Here is a 21,236-nt window from a genome sequence, read left to right on the forward strand (position 1 = left end):
CGAAGGAGCTGATCCTCGATCCGTTCTTCGACCATGGCGGCATCGACAAGGGCCTGTTCTGGCATCTCTCCGCCAGTCTCCAGCGCGTCGCCTTCGGCTATTCGCTCTCGGCGATCGCCGGCATCGCGCTCGGCGTGCTGGTGGGGCAGTCGGTCTGGGCGATGCGCGGGCTCGATCCGCTGTTCCAGGTGCTCCGCACCATTCCGCCGCTGGCCTGGCTCCCGCTGTCGCTCGCGGCCTTCCGCGACGGCCAGCCTTCGGCGATCTTCGTCATATTCATCACCTCGATCTGGCCGATCATCATCAATACCGCGGTCGGCATCCGCAACATCCCGCAAGATTATCGCAACGTCGCCGCGGTGGTGCAGCTCAACCCGCTCGAGTTCTTCGCCAAGATCATGATCCCGGCGGCGGCGCCTTACATCTTCACGGGCCTGCGCATCGGCATCGGGCTGTCCTGGCTCGCCATCATCGCCGCGGAAATGCTGATCGGCGGCGTCGGCATTGGCTTCTTCATCTGGGACGCATGGAACTCCTCGCATATCAGCGAGATCATCCTGGCGCTGTTCTATGTCGGCATCGTCGGCTTCGTGCTGGACCGCCTGATCGCGGGTCTCGGCAAGTTCGTCACCCGCGGCACCGCGCTGAACTGAGAGGAGAGGGCACATGACCGCTTATCTGAAGCTCGACCACATCGACAAGGTCTTTACCCGCGGTGCCGCCACCACGGAGGTGCTGAAGGAGATCAATCTCACGATCGAGAAGGGTCAATACGTCTCGATCATCGGCCATTCCGGCTGCGGTAAGTCGACCCTGCTCAACATCATCGCGGGGCTGACCAACGCCACCACCGGCGGGGTGCTGCTGGAAAACCGCGAGGTCAACTCGCCGGGGCCGGACCGCGCCGTGGTGTTCCAGAACCACAGCCTGTTGCCGTGGCTGACCGTCTACGAGAACGTCAGGCTCGGCGTCGACAAGGTCTTTGCCAGGACCAAGTCCCGCGCCGAGCGCGACGCCTGGGTCATGCACAATCTCAATCTCGTGCAGATGGCCCATGCCAAGGACAAGCGTCCTTCCGAAATCTCCGGCGGCATGAAACAGCGCGTCGGCATTGCGCGGGCGCTGGCGATGGAGCCGAAGGTGCTGCTGCTGGATGAGCCGTTCGGCGCGCTCGACGCGCTGACCCGCGCTCACTTGCAGGACTCGGTGATGGCGCTGCATCAGAAGCTCGGCAACACCATTTTAATGATCACTCACGACGTCGACGAGGCCGTGCTGCTGTCCGACCGCATCGTGATGATGACCAATGGGCCGAGCGCGCGGATCGGCGAGGTGCTGGAGGTGCCGCTGGTGCGCCCGCGCAAGCGGCTCGAGCTGGCCACCAACACCACCTATCTGAAGTGCCGCCAGCGCGTGCTCGAATTCCTCTACGAGCGTCATCGCTTCGTCGAGGCCGCGTAACGAAGAGTTAACGCAAGCGGATGCCTGCGCACAAATAATCGACATCTAGCTCAATCCTTGTGCGTCGCACAAGGATTGAGCGAATCGCAAATTTAGCGTGCGGAAAAGCCCTGCCAGAATTTCTGGCAATGCGAATAACGTCCTGAAATCCCTGTATTTCCAGTGTGCGCGCAACTGGCACGGAAATTGAAATGTCTTTGCGCGACGCCAACGACGACGTCCCTCAACATCATCAATCAGCATCGTGAACTCGCCACCGGGGTGAAGCCTCGGAGCGCGCCTCCATGTGAGGCGGAGCCTGCAACGACGCAGCGGTGAGCCTGGAAGGGATACTCAATGACGAAGAATCCTACTTGGATTTCAGACTGGCGCCCCGAAGATGAGGCGTTCTGGAATGCGACCGGCAAGACGATCGCGCGACGCAACCTGATCTGGTCGATCGTGGCCGAGCATATCGGCTTCTCGGTCTGGCTGATCTGGAGCATCGTCACTACCAAGCTGCCGCAGGCAGGCTTTCACTACACCACCGACCAGCTGTTTCAGCTCATCGCTGTGCCGGGGCTCATCGGCGCCCTGATACGCTTTCCCTATACGTTCGCGGTCACGACGTTCGGCGGCCGCAACTGGACCATCTTCAGCGCGGCGATCCTGTTCATCCCGACCTTGTCGCTTGCCTATTTCGTGAGCCAGCCTGATACGCCGTTCTGGCTGATGCTGCTGATCGCCTCGACCGCAGGTCTCGGCGGCGGCAATTTCGCCTCCAGCATGACCAACATCTCCTTCTTCTTCCCTGACCGGATGAAGGGCTGGGCGCTCGGCTTGAATGCAGCCGGCGGCAATATCGGCGTCTCCAGCGTGCAGCTGCTGACCCCGATCCTGATGACGCTCGCCGTCTTCAACCTGTTCCAGGCAACCCCCGTCGACGGCATCTTCCTGCAGAATGCTGGCCTGATGTGGGTGCTGCCGATCGCGATCGCGGTGTTCGGTGCCGTGTTCTTCATGAACAATCTGACTACGGCGAAGTCGTCGGTGAAGAACCAGCTTGCGATCGTCAAGCGCAAGCACACCTGGATCATGGCGTATCTCTACATCGGTACGTTCGGCTCCTTCATCGGCTATTCGGCTGCGTTTCCGCTGCTGATCAAGACCCAGTTCCCGCAAATCACGATTGCGATCGCGTTCCTGGGGCCGCTGGTCGGCTCGCTGTCGCGTCCGCTCGGCGGCTGGCTCGCCGACAAGATCGGTGGCTCCATCATCACCTTCTGGAACTTCATCGCGATGGCAGGCGCAACGGTGGGCGTGCTCTACTTCGTCGGGCAAAAGGATTTCATCGGCTTCCTGTCGATGTTCCTGATCCTGTTCGTGACGACGGGCATCGGCAACGGGTCGACCTATCGCATGATCCCCTCGATCTTCCGCGAAGAGAACCTGTTCAGGGTGCGCGGCAAGGGCGAGGCGGCGCGTGCGCTCGCACTGAATACGGCGAGCATCGAGAGCGGTGCAGCGGTCGGCTTCATCGGCGCGATCGGTGCCGTCGGCGGTTACCTGATCCCGACCGGTTTCGGCAAGTCGATCGCCCTGACCGGCGGCCCGCAGCTCGCGCTCGCGATCTATCTCGCCTTCTACGCCAGCTGCCTCGGCTTGACCTGGTGGTTCTACCTGCGTCGCGGCCCGCAGGGTGAGGGCGCCTCAAGCCTCGCCGAGGCGCGGGTCTGACACTTGGCACGAATGTCGCTTCTCCCCGTACGCGGGGAGAAGACTCTCTGATGACGTTTGACCCATGAACCTTGTTCGCAACGAAGCGCACCAAGGCAAACCGAAACAGACAGGAGAACCACATGACGCCCGAACAGATCACTCTCATCCAGCAGAGCTTCGCCAAGGTCGCGCCAATTTCGGAAGCTGCCTCCGTGTTGTTCTACGACCGCCTGTTCGAGGTGGCGCCGTCCGTGCGCGCGATGTTCCCTGAGGATATGACCGAGCAGCGCAAGAAGCTGATGGGGATGCTCGCCGCCGTCGTCAGCGGCCTGTCGAACCTGGAGACGATTCTTCCCGCGGCCTCCGCGCTCGCCAAGCGTCACGTCGCTTACGGCGCCACGGCCGAGCACTATCCCGTGGTCGGTGCGACCTTGCTGTGGACCCTGGAGAAGGGTCTTGGCGAGGCCTGGACGCCCGAATTGGCAAAGGCCTGGACCGACGCCTACGGCGTTCTGTCCGGCTTCATGATGTCCGAGGCCTACGGCGCGCAAGCGCAGGCCGCTGAATAGGAGATGCCTCGTGAGTGAACCGCTGGTCATCGTCGGTAACGGTATGGCGGCCGCGCGTCTGGTCGACGAGCTCGCCAAGACCTCGCTCGGCCGCTACGCGGTCGCGGTGATCGGCGAAGAGCCGCGGCTCGCTTACAATCGCGTGCTGCTCTCCTCCGTGCTGGCCGGCGAGACCGGCTCGCACGAGATCGAGCTGCGGCCGGCCGACTGGTGGCGCCATCGTGGCGTCACGGTCCGCTATGGCTATCGCGTCACCGAGATCGACACCGGCCGCCGCGAGCTCAAGATCGAGGGCGAGGAGAGCATGGAGTATTCCAAGCTCGTGCTCGCCACCGGATCGACGCCGCTGCGGCTCAATTTGCCGGGCGCCGATCTCGCCGGCGTGCACACTTTTCGCGATACGCGCGACGTCGACCTTTTGCTGACGCTGGCCGCTGCGAAGAAGCGTGTCGTCGTGGTTGGCGGTGGCCTGCTCGGACTTGAGGCAGCCTACGGCCTTGCCAAGGCCGGCGCGCCGGTAACGCTGCTGCATCTGATGGACCGGCTGATGGAGCGTCAGCTCGATGGGCCGGCCGCCGACCTGCTCAAGATGCTGGTCGAGCGCAAGGGCATCCGCATCCTGCTCAGTGCCTCGACCGCCCGCATCCATGGCGATGGCCATGTCGAGGCCGTCGAGCTTGCCGATGGCAGCCGCATCGAGGCCGACGCGGTGATCTTCGCCGCCGGCATCAAGCCGAACGTGGCGCTTGCCAAAGACGCCGGCATCGCGGTCAACCGCGGCATCGTCGTCAACGATTTGATGCAGACGGCATCGCCCGACATCTTCGCGCTCGGCGAATGCGCCGAGCATCGCGGCACCTGCTATGGCCTGGTCGAGCCCGCCTATGAGCAGGCGCGGGTGCTGGCACGGCATCTGGCCGGCCGGCCCGCCGCCTACCAGGGCAGCGTGGTCTCGACCAATTTGAAGGTCTCCGGCGTCAGCGTGTTCTCCGCCGGCGACTTCATGGGCGGGGAGGGCAGCGAGAGCCTGGTGCTGACCGACCGCAGGCGCGGCACCTACAAGAAGCTCGTGATCGCCGACGGCCGGCTCACCGGCGCGGTGCTGATCGGCGATACCGTCGATGCGCTCTGGTATCTCGAGCTGATCCGCAATCGCGACAAGGTGGCGGCGATCCGGACCGACATGATGTTTGGTCGCGCGTTCGCGCGTTCTCCCAAGGCGGCTTGATAGAGCCGGCGTGACAGGGCAGCTTGATATGACGGTGATCGATCCCACGCTTCGTGCCACCAAGACGACCTGTCCCTATTGCGGCGTCGGCTGCGGCGTGCAGGCGACGCCGGACGGCATGGGCGGGGCGGCGATCGCTGGCGATCCTGACCATCCCGCCAATTTCGGCCGACTGTGCTCGAAAGGCTCAGCGCTCGGCGAGACCGTTGGCCTCGAAAGCCGTCTGCTCTATCCGATGATCCGCTGCAAGGGCGTGCTCGAGCGCGTCGCCTGGAGCGATGCGCTCGATCATGTCGCCCATCGCATGCAGCACATCGTGGCGCGAGATGGCGCCGATGCGGTCGCGTTCTATCTGTCCGGCCAGCTCCTCACCGAGGATTATTACGTCGCCAACAAGCTGATGAAGGGCTTTGTCGGCACGGCGAATGTCGATACCAACTCGCGGCTCTGCATGTCGTCCTCGGTCGCCGGCCATCGCCGCGCCTTTGGCGCCGACACAGTCCCCGGCTGCTACGAGGATCTCGATCAGGCCGATCTGCTGGTGTTCGTCGGCTCGAACGCGGCCTGGTGCCATCCGGTGCTGTTCCAGCGCATGCTGAAGAACCGCGGGGAGCGTGGCGCGCGCATGATCGTGATCGATCCGCGCCGCACCGACACTGCAAGCGATGTCGATCTGTTCCTCGGTCTCAAGCCCGGCACCGATACCGCGCTGTTCTCCGGCCTGTTTGTCCATCTCGCCGACAGCGGCGCGCTGGACCAGGACTACATCGCGCAGAACACGAGCGGTTTCGACGATGCCTTGGCGCGTGCGCGCAGCATCGCCGGCAGCGTCACTGCGACGGCGCTCGCGACGGGCCTCTCGGAGCAGGATGTCGCCACCTTCTTCAAGATGTTCCGCGACACGGACCGCGTCGTCACGCTGTATTCGCAGGGCGTCAACCAGTCGGCACAGGGCACCGACAAGGTCAACGCGATCCTGAACTGCCACCTCGCGACGGGACGCATCGGCAAGCCCGGCGCCTCGCCGTTCTCGCTCACCGGCCAGCCCAACGCGATGGGCGGCCGCGAGGTCGGCGGTCTCGCCAATATGCTTGCCGCGCATATGGGCTTCACGCCGCCCGACATCGATCGTGTCAGGCGGTTCTGGAAGGCGCCGCGCATCGCCACCCATGAGGGGTTGAAGGCGGTGCAGCTGTTCGAGGCCATCCATCGCGGCGAGGTCAAGGCGCTCTGGGTGATGGGCACCAATCCCGCGGTGTCGCTGCCCGATGCGGACTTCGTGCGCGAGGCGTTGAAGAAGCTCGAGCTGTTCGTGGTGTCCGAGAACGTGCTCTCCAACGACACGGTCGATGCCGGTCCGCATGTGCTGCTGCCGGCGCTCGCCTGGGGCGAGAAGTCGGGCACCGTGACCAATTCCGAGCGCCGCATCTCGCGCCAGCGCTCGTTCCTGCCGGCGCCGGGCGAGGCGCGCCCCGATTGGTGGATCCTCAGCGAGACCGCCAAGCGCCTCGGCTTCGGCGACAGCTTCAACTACAAATCCGCCGCCGAGATCTTCCGAGAGCACGCCGCGCTCTCGGCGTTCGAGAACGAGGGCAGCCGCGATTTCGATATCGGCGCGCTGACTTCGCTGTCCGACGACGCCTTCGACGCCTTGAAGCCGGTGCAGTGGCCGGTGCGCGAAGGCGAGACGTCCAGCGAGCGCTTCTTTGCAAAGGGCGGCTTCTTCACCAATGACGGCAAGGGCCGCTTCGTTGCGCCGGAGGTACCGTCGCTGCGCGGCGAGACCGGTGCCTCGCGCCCCCTCAGGCTCAACACCGGACGCATCCGCGACCAATGGCACACCATGACGCGCACGGGGCTCAGCCAGCGCCTGGGCGCGCATCTGCCGGAGCCCTTCGTCGAGATCCATCCTGATGATGCCGGCAAATACGGCATCGTTCACGACGGCTTTGCCCGCGTGAGCACCGACTACGGTCAGTGCATCCTGAAGGTCGTCGTCAGTGACGGCACTCAGCGTGGCACATTGTTCGCGCCGATCCATTGGAGCGCAATGAATGCCTCGCATGGCCGCGTCGGAGCGCTGGTGCAGTCCTTCACCGATCCGTTCTCGGGGCAGCCGGAATCCAAGGCGACGCCGGCCGCGATCGCGCCTTACGAATTCGTCTTCCGCGGCTTTGCGCTGTCGCGGAAGCAGCTCGATCTGCCGCCGAACCTGTTGTGGACCCGCGTCACGGTCACCGGCGGCTTTGGCTATCTCTTTGCCGACAACGCCGACCTCTCGCGTTGGCCGGCCTGGCTCGAGAGCGTCGCCGGCGAGGACGTCGCCGACTATCGCGACTTCGGCGGCGGGGTCTATCGTGCGGCGTCGTTCGCGGGCGATCGCATCGAGACCTGCCTGTTCGTCGGCCCTGGGCATGATGCGGGCGACTGGGAGGTGGTGAAGAGCCTGTTCGTGGCCGACCTCGTCACCGACGATCAGCGCCGCATGCTGCTGTCAGGCAAGTCCGGCGAAGGCGCCGCCTCGACCGGGCCGGTCGTCTGCGCCTGCTTCGGCGTCGGCCGCGGCACCATCTGCGAGACCATCGCGGCCGGCGCGCGCTCGGCTGCCGAGATCGGCGCCAAGCTCAAGGCCGGCACCAATTGCGGCTCCTGCATTCCGGAACTGAAGCGCCTGATCGCAGCGACGGACACGGCGCCGGTGAAGCAGGCGAAGGTCGCGGGCGCGGTGGGGTAGGCCTCGTGCCTCGGACGCAGCGCAGCGCGTAGCGGTGCGCTGCAGAGCCGGGGCCATCTAGCAGCGAGTGTTTGGCCTTTCTGGGTCCCGGCTCTGCGCAGCAGCGTTTCACGCTGCAGCGCGTCCGGGACGCGAGGGTGGCGTGGACGCGGCCATTCCCGGCCCAATCGACGGGCCCTCGATTGTGCCCTATGGTGCCGCGTGCTCCCCCTCAACACGTCCAAAAACAACAATGATGTACCTGGAAACGCCGCCGCGCCTGATCGAGACGAGGCTTTTCTCCGCGATGCCCGAAAAGTTCCGCCGCAAGGGCGTGCGGACCGATTGGGCTGATGCCAACCGGCCGAATGTGCCGACCGACAGCTTCATCGAAGGACCGTCTTTCGACAGCGACGGCAATCTCTACATCGTCGACATTCCCTTCGGCCGCATCTTTCGCATCGCGCCTGATGGCGAATGGTCGCTCGTGATCGAATATGAGGGTTGGCCGAACGGACTGAAGATCGCATCTGATGGGCGCATCCTGGTGGCCGACTACAGGCACGGCATCATGGAGCTCGACCCCAACGCCGGTCGCATCAAGCCCGTCCTGACCGCGCGCAATTCAGAATCTTTCCGCGGTTGCAACGACCTGCATCTTGCTTCCAACGGCGACATCTATTTCACCGATCAGGGCCAGACCGGCCTGCACGACCCCAGCGGTCGCGTGTATCGTCTCGCATCGAATGGCCGGCTCGATTGCCTGATCGACACCGGTATCAGCCCGAATGGCCTGGTGCTCGACCCAACAGAAACCGTGCTGTTCGTCGCGATGACGCGCGACAACGCGGTGTGGCGGTTTCCGTTCATGAAGGACGGCAGTGTGTCCAAGGTCGGCCGCTTCTGCTCGCTGTTCGGCACCAGCGGTCCCGATGGCTTGACCATGGACGCCAGGGGTCGCCTGTTCGTCGGCCATGCTTCGCTCGGCCACGTCTTCGTGTTCGCGCCGAACGGCGAATTGCTTGCGCGGATCAAGTCGTGCGAGGGGCCGAATTGCACCAATGTGGCGATCGGTGGCGAAAGCGGGAATCGGCTCTATATCACGGAGTCGTCGACTGGCAGCGTGCTGGTTGCGGATATCGGCGGACTGTGAGCTCTAACATGAACACAAAATTCTTCGGCAAAGCCGGCGCCAAAGTCTCCGTCATCGGGCAGGGCACCTGGTATCTCGACCATGGCGACCGCAAGCGCGCGATTGCGGCGCTTCAGCGCGGGCTCGATCTCGGCATGACCCACATCGACACCGCCGAGATGTATGGCGATGCCGAGCTCGTCATTGCCGATGCGATCACGGGCCGCCGTGATGAAGTGTTCCTCGTCTCCAAGGTGTTGCCGAGCAACGCGTCGCGCCGCGGCACCATCACCGCCTGCGAGCGCTCGCTGAAGCGGCTGAAGACCGATCATCTCGATTGCTATCTCCTGCACTGGCGCGGTTCCTATCCGCTCGAAGACACCGTCGCCGCGTTCGAGGAGCTGGTGAAATCAGGCAAGATCAAATCCTGGGGCGTGTCCAATTTCGATGCCGATGATCTCGACGAAATTCTCGACGTCGCGGGCGAAGGTCGTATCGCCTGCAATCAGGTGCTCTATCATCTGAAGGAACGCGCGATCGAGCATGCGGTGATCCCGTGGTGCGAGCAGCATGGCGTCGCCGTCGTCGCCTACTCGCCGTTCGGTCACGACGATTTTCCGGATGCGCGCAGCAAGGGCGGTGCCGTGCTGGAGCGCATCGCAGAGGCGCGTCGCGTGACGCCGCGTCAGGTCGCGCTCAGCTTCCTCACCCGTGCGACTACGGTGTTCGCGATTCCGAAGGCCTCGTCCCCCGAACATGCCGGCGAGAATGCGGCGGCCGGTGATCTCGCGCTAACGAAAGACGAGATTACGGCGCTCGATGCGGCGTTTCCGCGCGGGCCGAAGCCGCGCAGCCTGCCCATGCTGTAATGCACAAACGCCCATTATTAACGGAGCATTGACGCGCGCGGCGGCCTGCGCATATCGGCATCCTGTTTTCGGAAGTTGTGAACGCGGCGCATTTGTCGTTTTTTACCACCGTTCTCGATTCGCATTTTCCCGGGTTCCAGCCGTGACACCGCCGCCCGCCGCAGCCGCAAGGCTCGACAGTATCCCCATGCCCGTGCCGGAGAAGAAGCAGACGGCTCGCCGCGCGCCCGCGCGTGTCGACCATCCCTTCAAGGGCATTGCGCTGGTGCTGCTGTCGACGATCTTCCTCGGCTGCTCCGACGTCACCGCGAAATATCTGTCGACCAGCCTGCCGTCGATCGAGATCACCTGGATCCGCTTCGTCACGTTCGCGCTGATGTTCACGCCGGTGATGCTGCCGGGCTCTCCGCTCCATGCGATGCGCACCGAGCGGCTCGGCCTGCAACTGATGCGCGGTGCCGCGCTGCTCGGCTCCTCGCTGTTCTTCATCACCGGCCTGCGCTTCCTTCCCATCGCGGAAGCCTCCGCGACGGGCTTCGTCTCGCCGCTGTTCGTCACTGCGCTCTCGATCGTCTTCCTCAGCGAGACGGTGGGCATGCGACGCTGGATCGCGACCGCGATCGGCCTGACGGGCGTGCTGATCATCCTGCGGCCGGGCTCGAGCGCGTTTCACGCCGCCGCGTTCTTCCCGATCGTCTCTGCGTTCTGCTGGGCCGCCGCGCTGATCCTGACGCGGATGATGAGCGGGCGTGAAGCCGTGCTCACCACGATGGCGTATTCTGCGCTCACGGGCGTTGCGATCCTTTCCGTGATGGTGCCGTTCGTCTGGGTCACGCCGAGCTGGACCGCGATCGGGCTCGGCATCGTGATCGGCGTCGCCTCCACCGTCGGCCAGTGGATCATCGTGCTGGCCTATCGCTATGGCGATGCCTCGGTGCTGGCGCCGTTCTCCTACACGCAGCTGCTGTGGGTCAGCATTCTCGGCTTCTTCATCTTCGGCGAGGTCCCCGATCTCTGGACGGTCGTCGGCGCGGCCTTCATCGTCGCCAGCGGCCTCTACATCGCTCATCGCGAGCGTATCCGCCGCGCCCAGTTGCTGGTGCTGGAAGAGCGTTCCCCGAACCCCTGACGCAAGTTCGTGCGCCCTGTTACGTGCTATCAACGGCTCCAACAATGCGGGAGGAGCCGGATGCGCGCTGCGATTTTCAGGAACGGTGAGATTGTCGTCGACAAGATGGCCGATCCGAAGCCGGGCCCGGCCAGGTGCTGGTCAAGACGCTCGCCTGCGGCATCTGCGGCTCCGACCTGCATGCGCGCCAGCATGCGCCGCGGATGGTGGAGATGGCCAGGAAGACCGGTCGCACGCCGATGGATCTGTCGCGTGACGTCGTGTTCGGTCACGAATTCTGCTGCGAGATCATCGATTACGCCCCCGGCACGGAACGCAAGTTCAAACCGGGGACGCATGTCTGCTCGCTGCCCGCGCTGGTGACGCCGGAGGGCATCAAGGGGATCGGCTACTCCAACGACTTCGTCGGTGGCTATGCGGAGCAGATGGTCTTGAGCGAGCCGCTCCTGCTCGAAGTGCCCAACGGTCTTGCGCCGGAACATGCGGCCTTGACCGAGCCGCTCGCAGTCGGCGTTCACGCCGTGGCGAAAGCCAACATCCGGGGCGGCGAGGTGCCGCTCGTCATCGGTTGCGGCCCTGTCGGGCTCGCGGTGATCGCGGCGCTGAAGATCAAGGGGCTGCACCCCATCGTCGCCGCCGACTATTCGCCGGCGCGCCGCGCGCTCGCGGCAAAGCTCGGCGCCGACATCGTCGTCGATCCCAGGGTGTCGCAGCCCTATGCGACCTGGGCCGAGCACGCGCAGATGTCGGACGCCGAGAAGGCGGCGAGGCCACCGTTCCAGGCCATGCTGCCGGCGCTGAAGCCCGCGATCATCTTCGAATGCGTCGGCGTGCCCGGACTGCTGCAGCAGGTGTTCGAAGGCGCGCCGCGCGATGCAAGGATCGTTGTGGTCGGCGTCTGCATGGAGACCGACAAGAGCGAACCCATGCTCGGCATCATGAAGGAGCTCAACGTCCAATACGTGCTCGGTTATACGCCGGACGAATTCGCAGGCTCACTTCGGCTGATCGCGGAAGGGCAGGTGGATGCGGCGGCGATGGTCACGGCCGAGGTCGGCATCGACGGCGTCGCCAAGGCCTTCGCCGATCTCGCCAATCCTGAAGCCCACACCAAGATCATCGTGCAGCCGTGGCGATGACGGTACTGCGTAGGGTGGGCAAAGACGCAGAGCGCCGTGCCCACCATGCATCCGCGTTCCTGGTGAGATTGGTGGGCACGCTTCCGCCGTCGCTCTTCGAGCTATGGCGGACAAGCCGCTTTACTCACCCTACGAAACCTCTGTCAATACTTCGCCGGCACGTACATCTCCGGCGGGACCGGCCCGCGGTGGTAATCGGGGTTCCGCACGCGCGCCGGCAGCACCACCGGGACCCGCGCGACCTCCTGGTATGGCATCTGGCTCAGCAGATGCGCGATGCAGTTCAGCGGCGCGCGCTTCTTGTCGACGGCATCGACGATCCACCACGGTGAATCCGGAAGGTGCGTATGCTCCAGCATGGTCTCCTTGGCCTTGGTGTAGAGCTCCCAGCGGCTGCGGGCCTCGACGTCCATCGGGCTCAGCTTCCACTGCTTCAAGGGGTCCTTGATGCGCATGGTGAAGCGGAACTGCTGCTCGTCGTCGGTGATCGAGAACCAGTATTTGACCAAAATGATGCCGGAGCGGATCAGCATCCGCTCGAACTCCGGCACCGTCTGGAAGAACTCCTGGTATTGCTCGTCGGTGCAAAAGCCCATCACGCGCTCGACGCCGGCGCGGTTGTACCAGCTGCGATCGAACAGCACGATCTCGCCGCCGGCCGGCAGATGGGACACGTAGCGCTGAAAATACCATTGCGTGCGCTCGCGCTCGCTCGGTGCTGGCAGCGCGGCGACGCGGCAGATGCGCGGATTGAGGCGCTGGGTGATGCGCTTGATCACGCCGCCCTTGCCGGCGGAGTCGCGGCCCTCGAACAGCACCACGACCTTCTTCTTCTCGCTCTGGACCCAGTCCTGGAGCTTGACCAGTTCGCCCTGGAGCCGCAGCAACTCCCGGAAATAGAGCTTGCGGTCGACCGCCGGGCCCAGCGTATCGGTCTCCTCCAGGAGCTCGTCGAGACGCGCATCGTCGAGCTCCATCTCCAGCTCTTCGTCGAGATCGTCGGTCATTTCCCGAATAATGCGCTCGCGTTTGGCCATTTCAGGGGTGCGGTCGGATGCGGTCATGGGTCCTTCTCTCGGCTCGGGTGCCAGTCGCCGAGGACCATCGGTGGCGTCTATTGCACCCATGTGACAGCCGCCGCTATCACACCGGCAGAGCGATCGAATACTTCACCTGGCTCAGCGCAAAGCTCGACTCGATCGAGGCGATGCCGTCGAGCCGGGTCAGCTTGGTCTTGAGGAAGGTCTCGTAGGAGGCGAGGTCGGCTGCGACGACGCGAAGCAGGTAATCGCGGTTGCCGGTCATCAGATAACACTCCAGCACCTCGTCCCATTTCGAGATCGCGCGCGCGAAGCGGTTGAGATCCTCCTCCTTCTGCCGCGCCAGCTTGATCGAGATGAAGACGCTGACATGCAGGCCGAGCGCCTTCTGGTCCACGGTCGCAACGTAGCGGCTGATGACGCCGCGCTCCTCCAGCAGCTTGACCCGGCGATGGCAGGGCGAGACCGAGAGGCCGACCTTGTCGGCGAGTTCCTGCATGGTCAGCCGGCTGTCTGCCTGAAGCAATGCGAGGATCTTTCGGTCGATGGCGTCTAGCTCTGGCATTGGGATAAAACCTGCATATTTTGGGTAGTTATTAGTATGATATCCCAATATCATCAGGTATTGCGCGAAAAATTGAGAAGTTTGGCGCCCCTCGCAGGCGTATCATCGCCCCACCTGTTTTCCGGGAGCCTTTGCCATGCCCGTCGATACCGCCCGCCTCGACACCTTGACCGCGCTTAGCCGCAAGGCGCTGTGGCTGTCGTCCTGGACCATCCACCACGCCAACCACATCCGCCCCAATGCCGACGGGTTGAAGGTCGGGGGACATCAGGCCTCGTCCGCCTCGCTCGCGACCATCATGTCGGCGCTGTATTTCCACGTGCTGCGTCCCGAGGACCGCGTGGCGGTGAAGCCGCATGCGAGCCCGGTGTTCCACGCCATCCAGTATCTGTTCGGCCGGCAGAGCCGCGAGAAGCTGGAGAACTTTCGCGGCTTCAAGGGCGCGCAGTCCTATCCCTCGCGCACCAAGGACGTCGACGACGTCGATTTCTCCACCGGCTCGGTCGGCCTCGGCGTCGCGCAGACGCTGTTCGCCTCGCTGGTGCAGGATTACGTCAAGGCGCATGGCTGGATGAAGGATCGCCGCGAAGGGCGGATGATTGCGCTGGTCGGCGACGCCGAGATGGACGAGGGCAACATCTGGGAGGCGCTTGCCGAAGGCTGGAAGCACGGCCTGCGCAACACCTGGTGGGTGGTCGACTACAACCGCCAGTCGCTCGATGCCGTCGTGCGCGAAGGGCTCTGGGAAAAGTTCGAGACCATGTTCCGCAATTTCGGCTGGGACGTCGTCATCGTGAAATACGGTCGCCTGATGCGCGAGGCCTTCGCCGAGCCCGGCGGCGAGGCGCTTAAAGCTTGGATCGACAATTGCCCGAACGCGCTTTACGCCGCGCTCTGCTTCCAGGGCGGCGCCGCGTTCCGAAAGCATCTGCACGACGAGATCGGCGACCAGGGGCCGATCACGAAACTGATCGACAGCCGCAGTGACGAGGAATTGCTGGCGCTGATGTCGAACCTCGGCGGCCACGACATGGCGAGCATGCTGGACGCCTTCGAATCCATCGATCACGATCGCCCGGTCTGCTTCATCGCCTACACCATCAAGGGCGTCGGCCTGCCGTTCCAGGGCCACAAGGATAATCACGCCGGCCTGATGACGGTCGCGCAGATGGAGAAATATCGCGACAGCCAGAACATCCGGCCCGGGCATGAATGGGAGAAGTATGAAGGCCTCGCGCAATCCGCCGCCGAGCTCGATGCCTTCCTCGCGCGCGTGCCGTTCAACCAGGACGGCCGCCGCCTGACCGCACCGGTCGTCGAGGTGCCCCAGCAGCTCGCCTTCAAGCCGTCGCCGCAGATGTCGACCCAGCAGGGCTTTGGTCTCGTCTTGAACGAGATCGCGCGCAGCGACGGCGAATTGGCGAGGCGCATCGTCACGACCTCGCCCGACGTCACGGTCTCGACCAATCTCGGTCCGTGGGTGAATCGCCGCGGCCTGTTCGCGCGCGCCGAAAAGGCGGATTTATTCCGCAGCGAGAAAATTCCCTCCACCTTCAACTGGGACTTTTCGCCCAAGGGCCAGCATCTCGAGCTTGGGATTGCCGAGATGAACCTCTTCATCATGCTCTCGGCGCTCGGGCTGTCGCACCAGATCAACGGCGAGCGGCTGCTGCCGGTCGGCACGCTCTACGATCCCTTCATCGAGCGCGGGCTCGATGCGCTGAACTACGCCTGCTACCAGGACGCGCGCTTCATGGTGGCGGCGACGCCGTCAGGCATCACGCTCGCACCCGAGGGCGGCGCGCACCAGTCGATTGCAACGCCTCTGATCGGCATGGCACAGGACGGGCTCGCCTCGTTCGAGCCGGCTTTCGTCGACGAACTCGCCGTGATCATGGCTTTCGGTTTTGAGCACATGCAGCGCGATCCGGGCGAGGGCGGCTCGGTGTATTTGCGCCTCTCGACGCGCAGCATCGAGCAGGTGCAGCGGATCATGACGCCGGAGCTTGCGCAGGGCATCACCGACGGCGCCTATTGGCTGCGTAAGCCTGGCCCCAATGCCGAAGTCGTGATCGCCTATACCGGCGCGGTGGCGCCGGAAGCGATCGAGGCCACGGGCTTCGTCGGCGAGAGCCGGCGCGACATCGGCCTGCTCGCGATCACCTCGGCGGACCGCCTCCATGCGGGTTGGACCGCCGCACGGAAATTGCGGCGGGATCGCCGCGGCGTGCAGCATCTCAGCCACATCGAAAAACTGCTGGCGCCGCTGCCGCGCGACTGCGGCATCGTGACCTTGATCGACGGCCATCCGTCCGCGCTCGGCTGGCTCGGCAGCGTCCGCGGCCACCGCGTCGAGGCGCTCGGCGTCGAGCAGTTCGGCCAGACCGGCACGATCGCGGACCTTTATCGGCACTACGGCATCGACGCGAACGCCATCATCGATGCGGCCGAAAGCCTCACCACCGGCGCGCCGGTGCTGCATCGGAAGATGGCGGTGTAACTGAAAAAAATCGGTTGTCATTCCGGGGCTCGCGCCAAGAGGGCGCCCGGAATGACGACCGGACAGAGCCTTGCCTCGCCCCGTCTCTCCGCCCATATTCCGCGCGTCCGCCGCAACGCTGGCCCCGCATATGGCGGGTTCAATTGCCGGCGCTTTCGTGCAAGGATGCCTGCTGAAACGCCCCCACATGCCCCCAAGAAGAGGTTAACGATGGTCAATCGCATGCAATTCTACATCGACGGCGCCTGGGTCGATCCCGCCGTCAAGAAGTCGACCGCCGTGGTCAATCCCGCGACGGAAGAGGCGATGTACGAGGTTGCGCTGGGCTCCAAGGCCGACGTGGACAAGGCGGTTGCTGCCGCCAAGCGCGCCTTCGCAACCTTCTCCCAGACCAGCCGTGATGAGCGCGTCGCGCTGCTCACCAAGGTCATCGAGGTCTACAAGGGCCGCCTCAAGGAGATCGGCGCCGCCGTGTCCGACGAGATGGGCGCACCGCTGCCAATGGCAGAGAAGCTCCAGGCCGGCGCCGGCCTCGGCCATCTCATGACCACGCTCGACGTGCTCAAGAACTATCATTTCGAGGAGCCGGTCGGCACCGCCATGGTGCTGCGCGAGCCGATCGGCGTGGTCGGCATGATCACGCCCTGGAACTGGCCGCTCAACCAGATCGCCTGCAAGGTCGCGCCCGCGCTCGCCGCCGGCTGCACCATGATCCTGAAGCCGTCGGAGTTCACCCCGACCTCGGCGCTGATCTTCGCGGAGATCCTCCATGAAGCCGGCGTGCCCAAGGGCGTGTTCAACCTCGTCAACGGCCTCGGCCCCGAGGTCGGCGCCGCCATGAGCGAGCACCCCGACATCGACATGATCTCCTTCACCGGCTCGACCCGTGCCGGCATCGACGTGGCCAAGCGCGCCGCGCCGACCGTGAAGCGCGTCAGCCAGGAACTCGGCGGCAAGTCGCCGAACGTCATCCTCGAAGGCGCCGACCTCACGAAGGCGGTGACTGGCGGCGTGATGCACATGTTCAACAACTCCGGCCAGTCCTGCAACGCACCCTCGCGCATGATCGTGCCGCTGTCCAAGATGAAGGACGTCGCCGCGATCGCGAAGGCCGTCGCCGACAAGACCAAGGCCGGTGATCCCCGCGCCGAAGGCACCACCATCGGTCCAGTCGTCAACCGCGGCCAGTGGGATAAGATCCAGGGCCTGATCAAGAAGGGCATCGACGAGGGCGCAACGCTCGTCGCCGGCGGCCCGGGCCTGCCCGAAGGCGTCAACAAGGGCTTCTATGTCCGCCCGACCATCTTCGCCGACGTCACCCCCGACATGACGATTGCTCGTGAAGAAATCTTCGGACCGGTGCTGACCATCATCGGCGCCAAGGACGAAGCCGAAGCCGTGCAGATCGCCAACGACACGCCGTATGGCCTCGCTGGCTACGTCACGGGTGCCTCGGTCGAAGACGCCAAGCGCGTCGGCCGCCAGATCCGCGCCGGCAACGTCAACCTCCAGGGCGTGCCCAACGACCGCACCGCGCCGTTCGGCGGCTACAAGCAGTCGGGCAACGGACGTGAGTGGGGCAAGTACGGCCTCGAGGATTTCCTCGAAGTGAAGGCCGTCGCCGGCTTCAACGCGGCGTAAGTTTTTAGCGGTTGAACAAATGACGCCGGAGCGGGCAACCGCTCCGGCGTTTTTGTTTTGGGCGGCGTGTCGCGACACGGCGAGGTGCCGTAGGGTGGGCAAAGGAGCGAAGCGACGTGCCCACCATCACGCCACAAGCGAGCAGTGGTGGGCACGTTTCGCTTTGCCCACCCTACGAGTGCGGCGCTAGCCGCCGAGCGCACCCTGCGTGTTCACATACAACGCGTAGATCGACTGGCTCGCCGCCATGAACAGGCGGTTGCGCTTGACGCCGCCGAAGCAGAGATTGGCGCAGCGCTCGGGCAGCGCGATGCGGCCGATCATCACGCCGTCGGGCGCGAACACCACGACGCCGTCGAGTTCGGGATCGCCCATGCCCCAGCCACACCAGAGATTGCCGTCGATGTCGCAGCGCATGCCGTCCGGCGTGCCGGGACCTGCGTCGATGTGGACGCGCTTGTTGGAAATCTTGGTGCCGTCGGGCGAAACGTCATAGGCGAGGATCTTGCGGTTCGGCACGCCGCGGGATTCCACGACGTACAATATCCTCTCGTCCGGCGAGAAGCACAGCCCGTTCGGCCCGAGCACGCCCTCTGCGACGATGGTCGCCTTGCCGGTCGCGGGATCGAGCCGGTAGACGTTCGGGTCGATCTCGGGCTCGGCCTTGTAGCCCTCGTAATTGCCGAGCAGGCCGAAGGTCGGGTCGGTGAACCAGATCGATCCGTCCGATTTAACAACGACATCGTTCGGCGAGTTCAACCGCTTGCCGTTGAATTGATCCATCAGCACGGTGATGCTGCCGTCGTATTCAGTGCGCACCACGCGCCGCCCGCCGTGCTCGCAGGTGACGAGCCGGCCCTGGCGGTCGCGCGTGTTGCCGTTGGCGAAATTGGAGGGCTTGCGGAACACGGAGACCGCGCCGGTCTCTTCCTCCCATTTGATGATGCGCTGGTTTGGGATGTCGCTGCAGAGCAGATAACGCCCGTCGCCGAACCACACCGGTCCCTCGGCCCAGCGCAGGCCGGTCGCCAGCCGTTCCACCGCCGACAGTTTCAACCAGTATTTTTCGAAGCGGGGATCGAGCGCCATGATCGCGGGGTCGGGGTAATAGGTCGCCGGCCGCCAGCCTGGCCGTTCCTGGGTGTGGGACGATGCCTCATTCATGTCGGTTCTCACGTTTCGTTCCCTCTGGACAATCCTGCTATCATTAGGGACACGTGACGGCAAATCGGTCACCAACGGTGAGGGAAGACATGCCGCGTATTTTGATGACGGGAGCTTCGGGCGGAATCGGCACGAGCCTGCGAAAACTGCTGCCGCCGATCTATTCGGATCTCCTGCTGTCCGACATCAAGCCGCCCGCCGATCTCGGCGCGAACGAGAAGTTCAAGGCAGCGGACCTCGCCGATCTCGCGCAGTGCGAGGCGATATGCGAGGGCGTCGACGGCATCATCCATTTCGGCGGCTATTCGGTCGAAGGCACCTGGGACCAGATCCTCCAGGCCAACATCATCGGCGGCTACAATCTGTTCGAGGCCGCGTACCGCAAGGGCGTCAAGCGCGTGGTGTTCGCCTCGTCGAACCACGCCGTCGGCTTCTATCCGCGACACCACAGGATCGGCGCCGACGTGACCCCGCGCCCCGACGGGCGCTACGGCGTCAGCAAGGTGTTCGGCGAAGCCGTCGGCGCGCTCTACGCCGACAAGCACGGACTGAAGGTGACGTGCCTGCGCATCGGCAATTTCGGCGACATGCCGCTCGACCAGCGCCGGCTCGCCATCTGGCTCAAGCCCGATGACCTCGTGCAGCTCTGCCGCATCGGGCTCGAGCATCCCGACATCCATTTCGAGGTGTTCTACGGCGCCTCCCTCAACGAGCGCGCCTGGTGGGACAACCACCGCGCCTATGAACTCGGCTATCGCCCCACCGGCCGCGCCGAAGATTTCCGCGAGCACGCGATGGCCGAGCAGGCCAAGCTGAAGCCGGATCCGGTCGGGGATTATTTCCAGGGCGGCACGTTCTGCAGCATGGAGTTCGATGCGGACCCGAGCCGGATCATCGATTGGAATAAGCGCTGACGCCTGACGCGCACGCAGGTGCGCTCCCTCGCCCCGTTCTTACGGGGAGAGGGTTGGGGTGAGGGGCGTTTCCGCGAGGACGGTGAAAGTCGGGGGCGCAGTACTCACCACCGTCATTGCGAGCGCAGCGACGCACTCCAGCGTCTTTCCGCGGAGGGATACTGGATTGCTTCGCTACGCTCGCAATGACGTGTTGAAGGAATGATGCCCGTCAGCAAGCATGTGACTCGCGGCGACCGCCATTGATCCAGATCAACCTCACCGCGGACATCATCCGGCTTTCGTTTCGTGCGATCGGAATTGAGAGCCACGACAATGAGAATCAAATTGTCAGCCGTCGCGATGATCGCGACGATCGTATCAGGCCCCGCGCAAGCTGCAGCGCTCACCGATGCCGAGGCGACGTTCCTAGACCAGCTGGTCATCGCCTCCGTGGTGCTCGAGCAGCGGTGCGACGGTTACGAGGTTGATGGCAGCAGCAGCGTTCAGCTCGGCGCCCGATTGCTCGGCAGTCCGGATGCGGCGATGGCCATGATCGACGCCTATGCTGCGGCCATCAAGGCCCGCGATGGCGAGAGCTACGATCCCCGCAAATTCCGTCCCGAGGTGTCCGATGCGGCCCGCAAAACCTTCAGGCGCGTCCGCACAGATCTGATCAGAAACCCGAAAAGGGCTTGCGCCGATTATGGCGAGGCGAGCATAGATCGCGGGCTACTGAGGCGGTACTGAATATCCGTGTGGCGTCACGCGCTAGCGTCGCGTCTCCCCTCCAATCCTCGCCAGATAATCCTTCTTGCTGAACTGCATGTGATCCACGCACAGCTGCGCCAGCGCCCAGCTGTCGCGCCCCATCAGCAGCTCGATCATCATCTCGTGCTGGCGCCGCGATTGCGCGAGCCCTTCGCGGTCGGCGAGGTTCTTCGCGCGCATTGGCAGGGTCAGGTTCATGTAGTCCTGGAGCGAGCCCACCAGATAGGGATTGCCGCAGGCGGAGAACAGCGCGAGGTGGAAGGCGTCGTTGGCCTCGTGGATGCCGCGCAGATCCCGCAAATCGGCCTTCGCGCAATATTGCCGTTGCAGGGCGGAGAGCTCGTCGATCAGGGCTTGCGGCGCGGGCAGGGGGATCATCAGCGCGGCCTGCCGGGTCAGCATCTCCCTGACCTCGTAGATCTGACGGACCTCCTCGGCCGAATAGAACCGCACGGTCGCGCCGACATTCTTCTCGCGGCGGACGATGCCGCGGCGTTCGGCATCCACCAAGGCTTGGCGCACGAAGTGCCTGGAGGTGCCGTAGCGCGACATCAGCGCGTCCTCGGTGAGGCGCGCGGCGGGCGCGAGGCGGCCGAAGATGATGTCCTCCTCCAGCCGCGCGACGACGTCGTCCGGATCGTCGTGCCGGACCGGCATGCTGTCTGCGGTGCGAATGTCGGACATGCCCTCGGTCTCCCGGCGTCTGGCCGGCTAGCCCTGTGGA

General features: G+C 64.5%; 18 protein-coding genes. 14 read left to right on the forward strand and 4 right to left on the reverse strand.

All coding sequences use genetic code 11. The features are described from left to right. The 10 genes from ntrB to IC66_RS0106120 form a co-directional block, all read left to right on the forward strand. On the forward strand, window positions 1–653 hold a 653-nt coding region (gene ntrB, locus IC66_RS0106075; protein ID WP_038947010.1), incomplete at its 5' end, for a nitrate ABC transporter permease. A 13-nt stretch (window positions 654–666) separates the two neighbouring features. Next, the gene (locus IC66_RS0106080) at window positions 667–1,461 is read left to right on the forward strand and encodes an ABC transporter ATP-binding protein (protein ID WP_028144312.1); all 795 of its coding nucleotides are present in this window, start codon (window positions 667–669) and stop codon (window positions 1,459–1,461) included. 336 nt (window positions 1,462–1,797) lie between these two features. Further along, entirely contained in the window at window positions 1,798–3,177 is a 1,380-nt protein-coding gene (locus IC66_RS0106085) for an MFS transporter (RefSeq protein WP_038947011.1), read from the forward strand. A gap of 122 nt (window positions 3,178–3,299) precedes the next feature. Next, the gene (locus IC66_RS0106090; RefSeq protein WP_038947012.1) at window positions 3,300–3,728 is read left to right on the forward strand and encodes a globin family protein; all 429 of its coding nucleotides are present in this window, start codon (window positions 3,300–3,302) and stop codon (window positions 3,726–3,728) included. A gap of 10 nt (window positions 3,729–3,738) precedes the next feature. Continuing rightward, window positions 3,739–4,956, forward strand: coding sequence for an NAD(P)/FAD-dependent oxidoreductase (locus IC66_RS0106095; RefSeq protein WP_081494327.1), 1,218 nt, complete (start codon window positions 3,739–3,741; stop codon window positions 4,954–4,956). Window positions 4,957–4,984: 28 nt separating this feature from the next. Further along, complete coding sequence (locus IC66_RS0106100; RefSeq protein WP_038947014.1) at window positions 4,985–7,690, forward strand: nitrate reductase; 2,706 nt, start codon at window positions 4,985–4,987, stop codon at window positions 7,688–7,690. A gap of 235 nt (window positions 7,691–7,925) precedes the next feature. Continuing rightward, a complete protein-coding gene (locus tag IC66_RS0106105) occupies window positions 7,926–8,822 on the forward strand; it encodes an SMP-30/gluconolactonase/LRE family protein (RefSeq protein ID WP_049806468.1) in 897 nt (298 codons plus the stop codon). An 8-nt stretch (window positions 8,823–8,830) separates the two neighbouring features. Continuing rightward, a complete protein-coding gene (locus IC66_RS0106110; RefSeq protein WP_028144307.1) occupies window positions 8,831–9,670 on the forward strand; it encodes an aldo/keto reductase in 840 nt (279 codons plus the stop codon). Window positions 9,671–9,857: 187 nt separating this feature from the next. Further along, window positions 9,858–10,799 carry a DMT family transporter gene (locus tag IC66_RS0106115; RefSeq protein WP_028144306.1) on the forward strand — a complete coding sequence of 314 codons (942 nt, stop codon included), beginning with the start codon at window positions 9,858–9,860 and terminating at the stop codon, window positions 10,797–10,799. 134 nt (window positions 10,800–10,933) lie between these two features. After that, window positions 10,934–11,938 carry a zinc-binding dehydrogenase gene (locus IC66_RS0106120; RefSeq protein ID WP_157158022.1) on the forward strand — a complete coding sequence of 335 codons (1,005 nt, stop codon included), beginning with the start codon at window positions 10,934–10,936 and terminating at the stop codon, window positions 11,936–11,938. Between the two features lie 143 nt (window positions 11,939–12,081). On the opposite strand, the gene ppk2 is transcribed toward IC66_RS0106120, so the two are convergent. Together ppk2 and IC66_RS0106130 are read right to left on the reverse strand one after the other, a co-directional pair. Continuing rightward, a complete protein-coding gene (ppk2, locus tag IC66_RS0106125; protein ID WP_038947017.1) occupies window positions 12,082–13,002 on the reverse strand; it encodes a polyphosphate kinase 2 in 921 nt (306 codons plus the stop codon). A gap of 79 nt (window positions 13,003–13,081) precedes the next feature. Next, window positions 13,082–13,543 carry an Lrp/AsnC family transcriptional regulator gene (locus IC66_RS0106130; RefSeq protein ID WP_028144303.1) on the reverse strand — a complete coding sequence of 154 codons (462 nt, stop codon included), beginning with the start codon at window positions 13,541–13,543 and terminating at the stop codon, window positions 13,082–13,084. Window positions 13,544–13,679: 136 nt separating this feature from the next. Here IC66_RS0106130 and IC66_RS0106135 point away from each other — a divergent pair, with 136 nt between their 5' ends. Further along, the gene (locus tag IC66_RS0106135) at window positions 13,680–16,043 is read left to right on the forward strand and encodes a transketolase (protein WP_038947018.1); all 2,364 of its coding nucleotides are present in this window, start codon (window positions 13,680–13,682) and stop codon (window positions 16,041–16,043) included. A gap of 210 nt (window positions 16,044–16,253) precedes the next feature. Further along, entirely contained in the window at window positions 16,254–17,684 is a 1,431-nt protein-coding gene (locus IC66_RS0106140) for an aldehyde dehydrogenase family protein (RefSeq protein ID WP_028144301.1), read from the forward strand. Window positions 17,685–17,870: 186 nt separating this feature from the next. Here the strand turns inward: IC66_RS0106140 and IC66_RS0106145 are convergent, their stop codons facing one another. Further along, the gene (locus IC66_RS0106145) at window positions 17,871–18,848 is read right to left on the reverse strand and encodes an SMP-30/gluconolactonase/LRE family protein (protein ID WP_038947019.1); all 978 of its coding nucleotides are present in this window, start codon (window positions 18,846–18,848) and stop codon (window positions 17,871–17,873) included. 89 nt (window positions 18,849–18,937) lie between these two features. On the opposite strand from IC66_RS0106145, the gene IC66_RS0106150 reads away from it, so the two are divergent. Both IC66_RS0106150 and IC66_RS0106155 read left to right on the forward strand, forming a co-directional pair. Next, on the forward strand, window positions 18,938–19,762 hold the full coding sequence (locus tag IC66_RS0106150) for an NAD-dependent epimerase/dehydratase family protein (protein ID WP_038947020.1): 825 nt from the start codon (window positions 18,938–18,940) through the stop codon (window positions 19,760–19,762). A gap of 315 nt (window positions 19,763–20,077) precedes the next feature. Beyond that, window positions 20,078–20,491 (forward strand): hypothetical protein, encoded by a 414-nt coding sequence (locus tag IC66_RS0106155; protein WP_038947021.1) that lies wholly within the window; start codon window positions 20,078–20,080, stop codon window positions 20,489–20,491. Window positions 20,492–20,512: 21 nt separating this feature from the next. Here IC66_RS0106155 and IC66_RS0106160 read toward each other — a convergent pair whose 3' ends face one another. Further along, window positions 20,513–21,196 (reverse strand): GntR family transcriptional regulator, encoded by a 684-nt coding sequence (locus IC66_RS0106160; RefSeq protein WP_038947022.1) that lies wholly within the window; start codon window positions 21,194–21,196, stop codon window positions 20,513–20,515. Window positions 21,197–21,236 lie beyond the last annotated feature (40 nt).

Origin of the sequence: Bradyrhizobium genomosp. III (assembly GCF_000261705.1) — a bacterium.
Classification (GTDB): Bacteria; Pseudomonadota; Alphaproteobacteria; order Rhizobiales; family Xanthobacteraceae; genus Bradyrhizobium; species Bradyrhizobium ottawaense.

Coding starts and splice junctions, on each gene's coding strand:
- IC66_RS0106135 (WP_038947018.1), top strand. CDS start 13,680: ATGCCCGTCGATACCGCCCGCCTCGACACCTTGACCGCGCTTAGCCGC.
- IC66_RS0106145 (WP_038947019.1), bottom strand. CDS start 18,848: ATGAATGAGGCATCGTCCCACACCCAGGAACGGCCAGGCTGGCGGCCG.
- IC66_RS0106110 (WP_028144307.1), top strand. CDS start 8,831: ATGAACACAAAATTCTTCGGCAAAGCCGGCGCCAAAGTCTCCGTCATC.
- IC66_RS0106105 (WP_049806468.1), top strand. CDS start 7,926: ATGTACCTGGAAACGCCGCCGCGCCTGATCGAGACGAGGCTTTTCTCC.
- IC66_RS0106080 (WP_028144312.1), top strand. CDS start 667: ATGACCGCTTATCTGAAGCTCGACCACATCGACAAGGTCTTTACCCGC.
- IC66_RS0106130 (WP_028144303.1), bottom strand. CDS start 13,543: ATGCCAGAGCTAGACGCCATCGACCGAAAGATCCTCGCATTGCTTCAG.
- IC66_RS0106150 (WP_038947020.1), top strand. CDS start 18,938: ATGCCGCGTATTTTGATGACGGGAGCTTCGGGCGGAATCGGCACGAGC.
- IC66_RS0106140 (WP_028144301.1), top strand. CDS start 16,254: ATGGTCAATCGCATGCAATTCTACATCGACGGCGCCTGGGTCGATCCC.
- ppk2 (WP_038947017.1), bottom strand. CDS start 13,002: ATGACCGCATCCGACCGCACCCCTGAAATGGCCAAACGCGAGCGCATT.
- IC66_RS0106090 (WP_038947012.1), top strand. CDS start 3,300: ATGACGCCCGAACAGATCACTCTCATCCAGCAGAGCTTCGCCAAGGTC.
- IC66_RS0106160 (WP_038947022.1), bottom strand. CDS start 21,196: ATGTCCGACATTCGCACCGCAGACAGCATGCCGGTCCGGCACGACGAT.
- IC66_RS0106155 (WP_038947021.1), top strand. CDS start 20,078: ATGAGAATCAAATTGTCAGCCGTCGCGATGATCGCGACGATCGTATCA.
- IC66_RS0106085 (WP_038947011.1), top strand. CDS start 1,798: ATGACGAAGAATCCTACTTGGATTTCAGACTGGCGCCCCGAAGATGAG.
- IC66_RS0106115 (WP_028144306.1), top strand. CDS start 9,858: ATGCCCGTGCCGGAGAAGAAGCAGACGGCTCGCCGCGCGCCCGCGCGT.
- IC66_RS0106100 (WP_038947014.1), top strand. CDS start 4,985: ATGACGGTGATCGATCCCACGCTTCGTGCCACCAAGACGACCTGTCCC.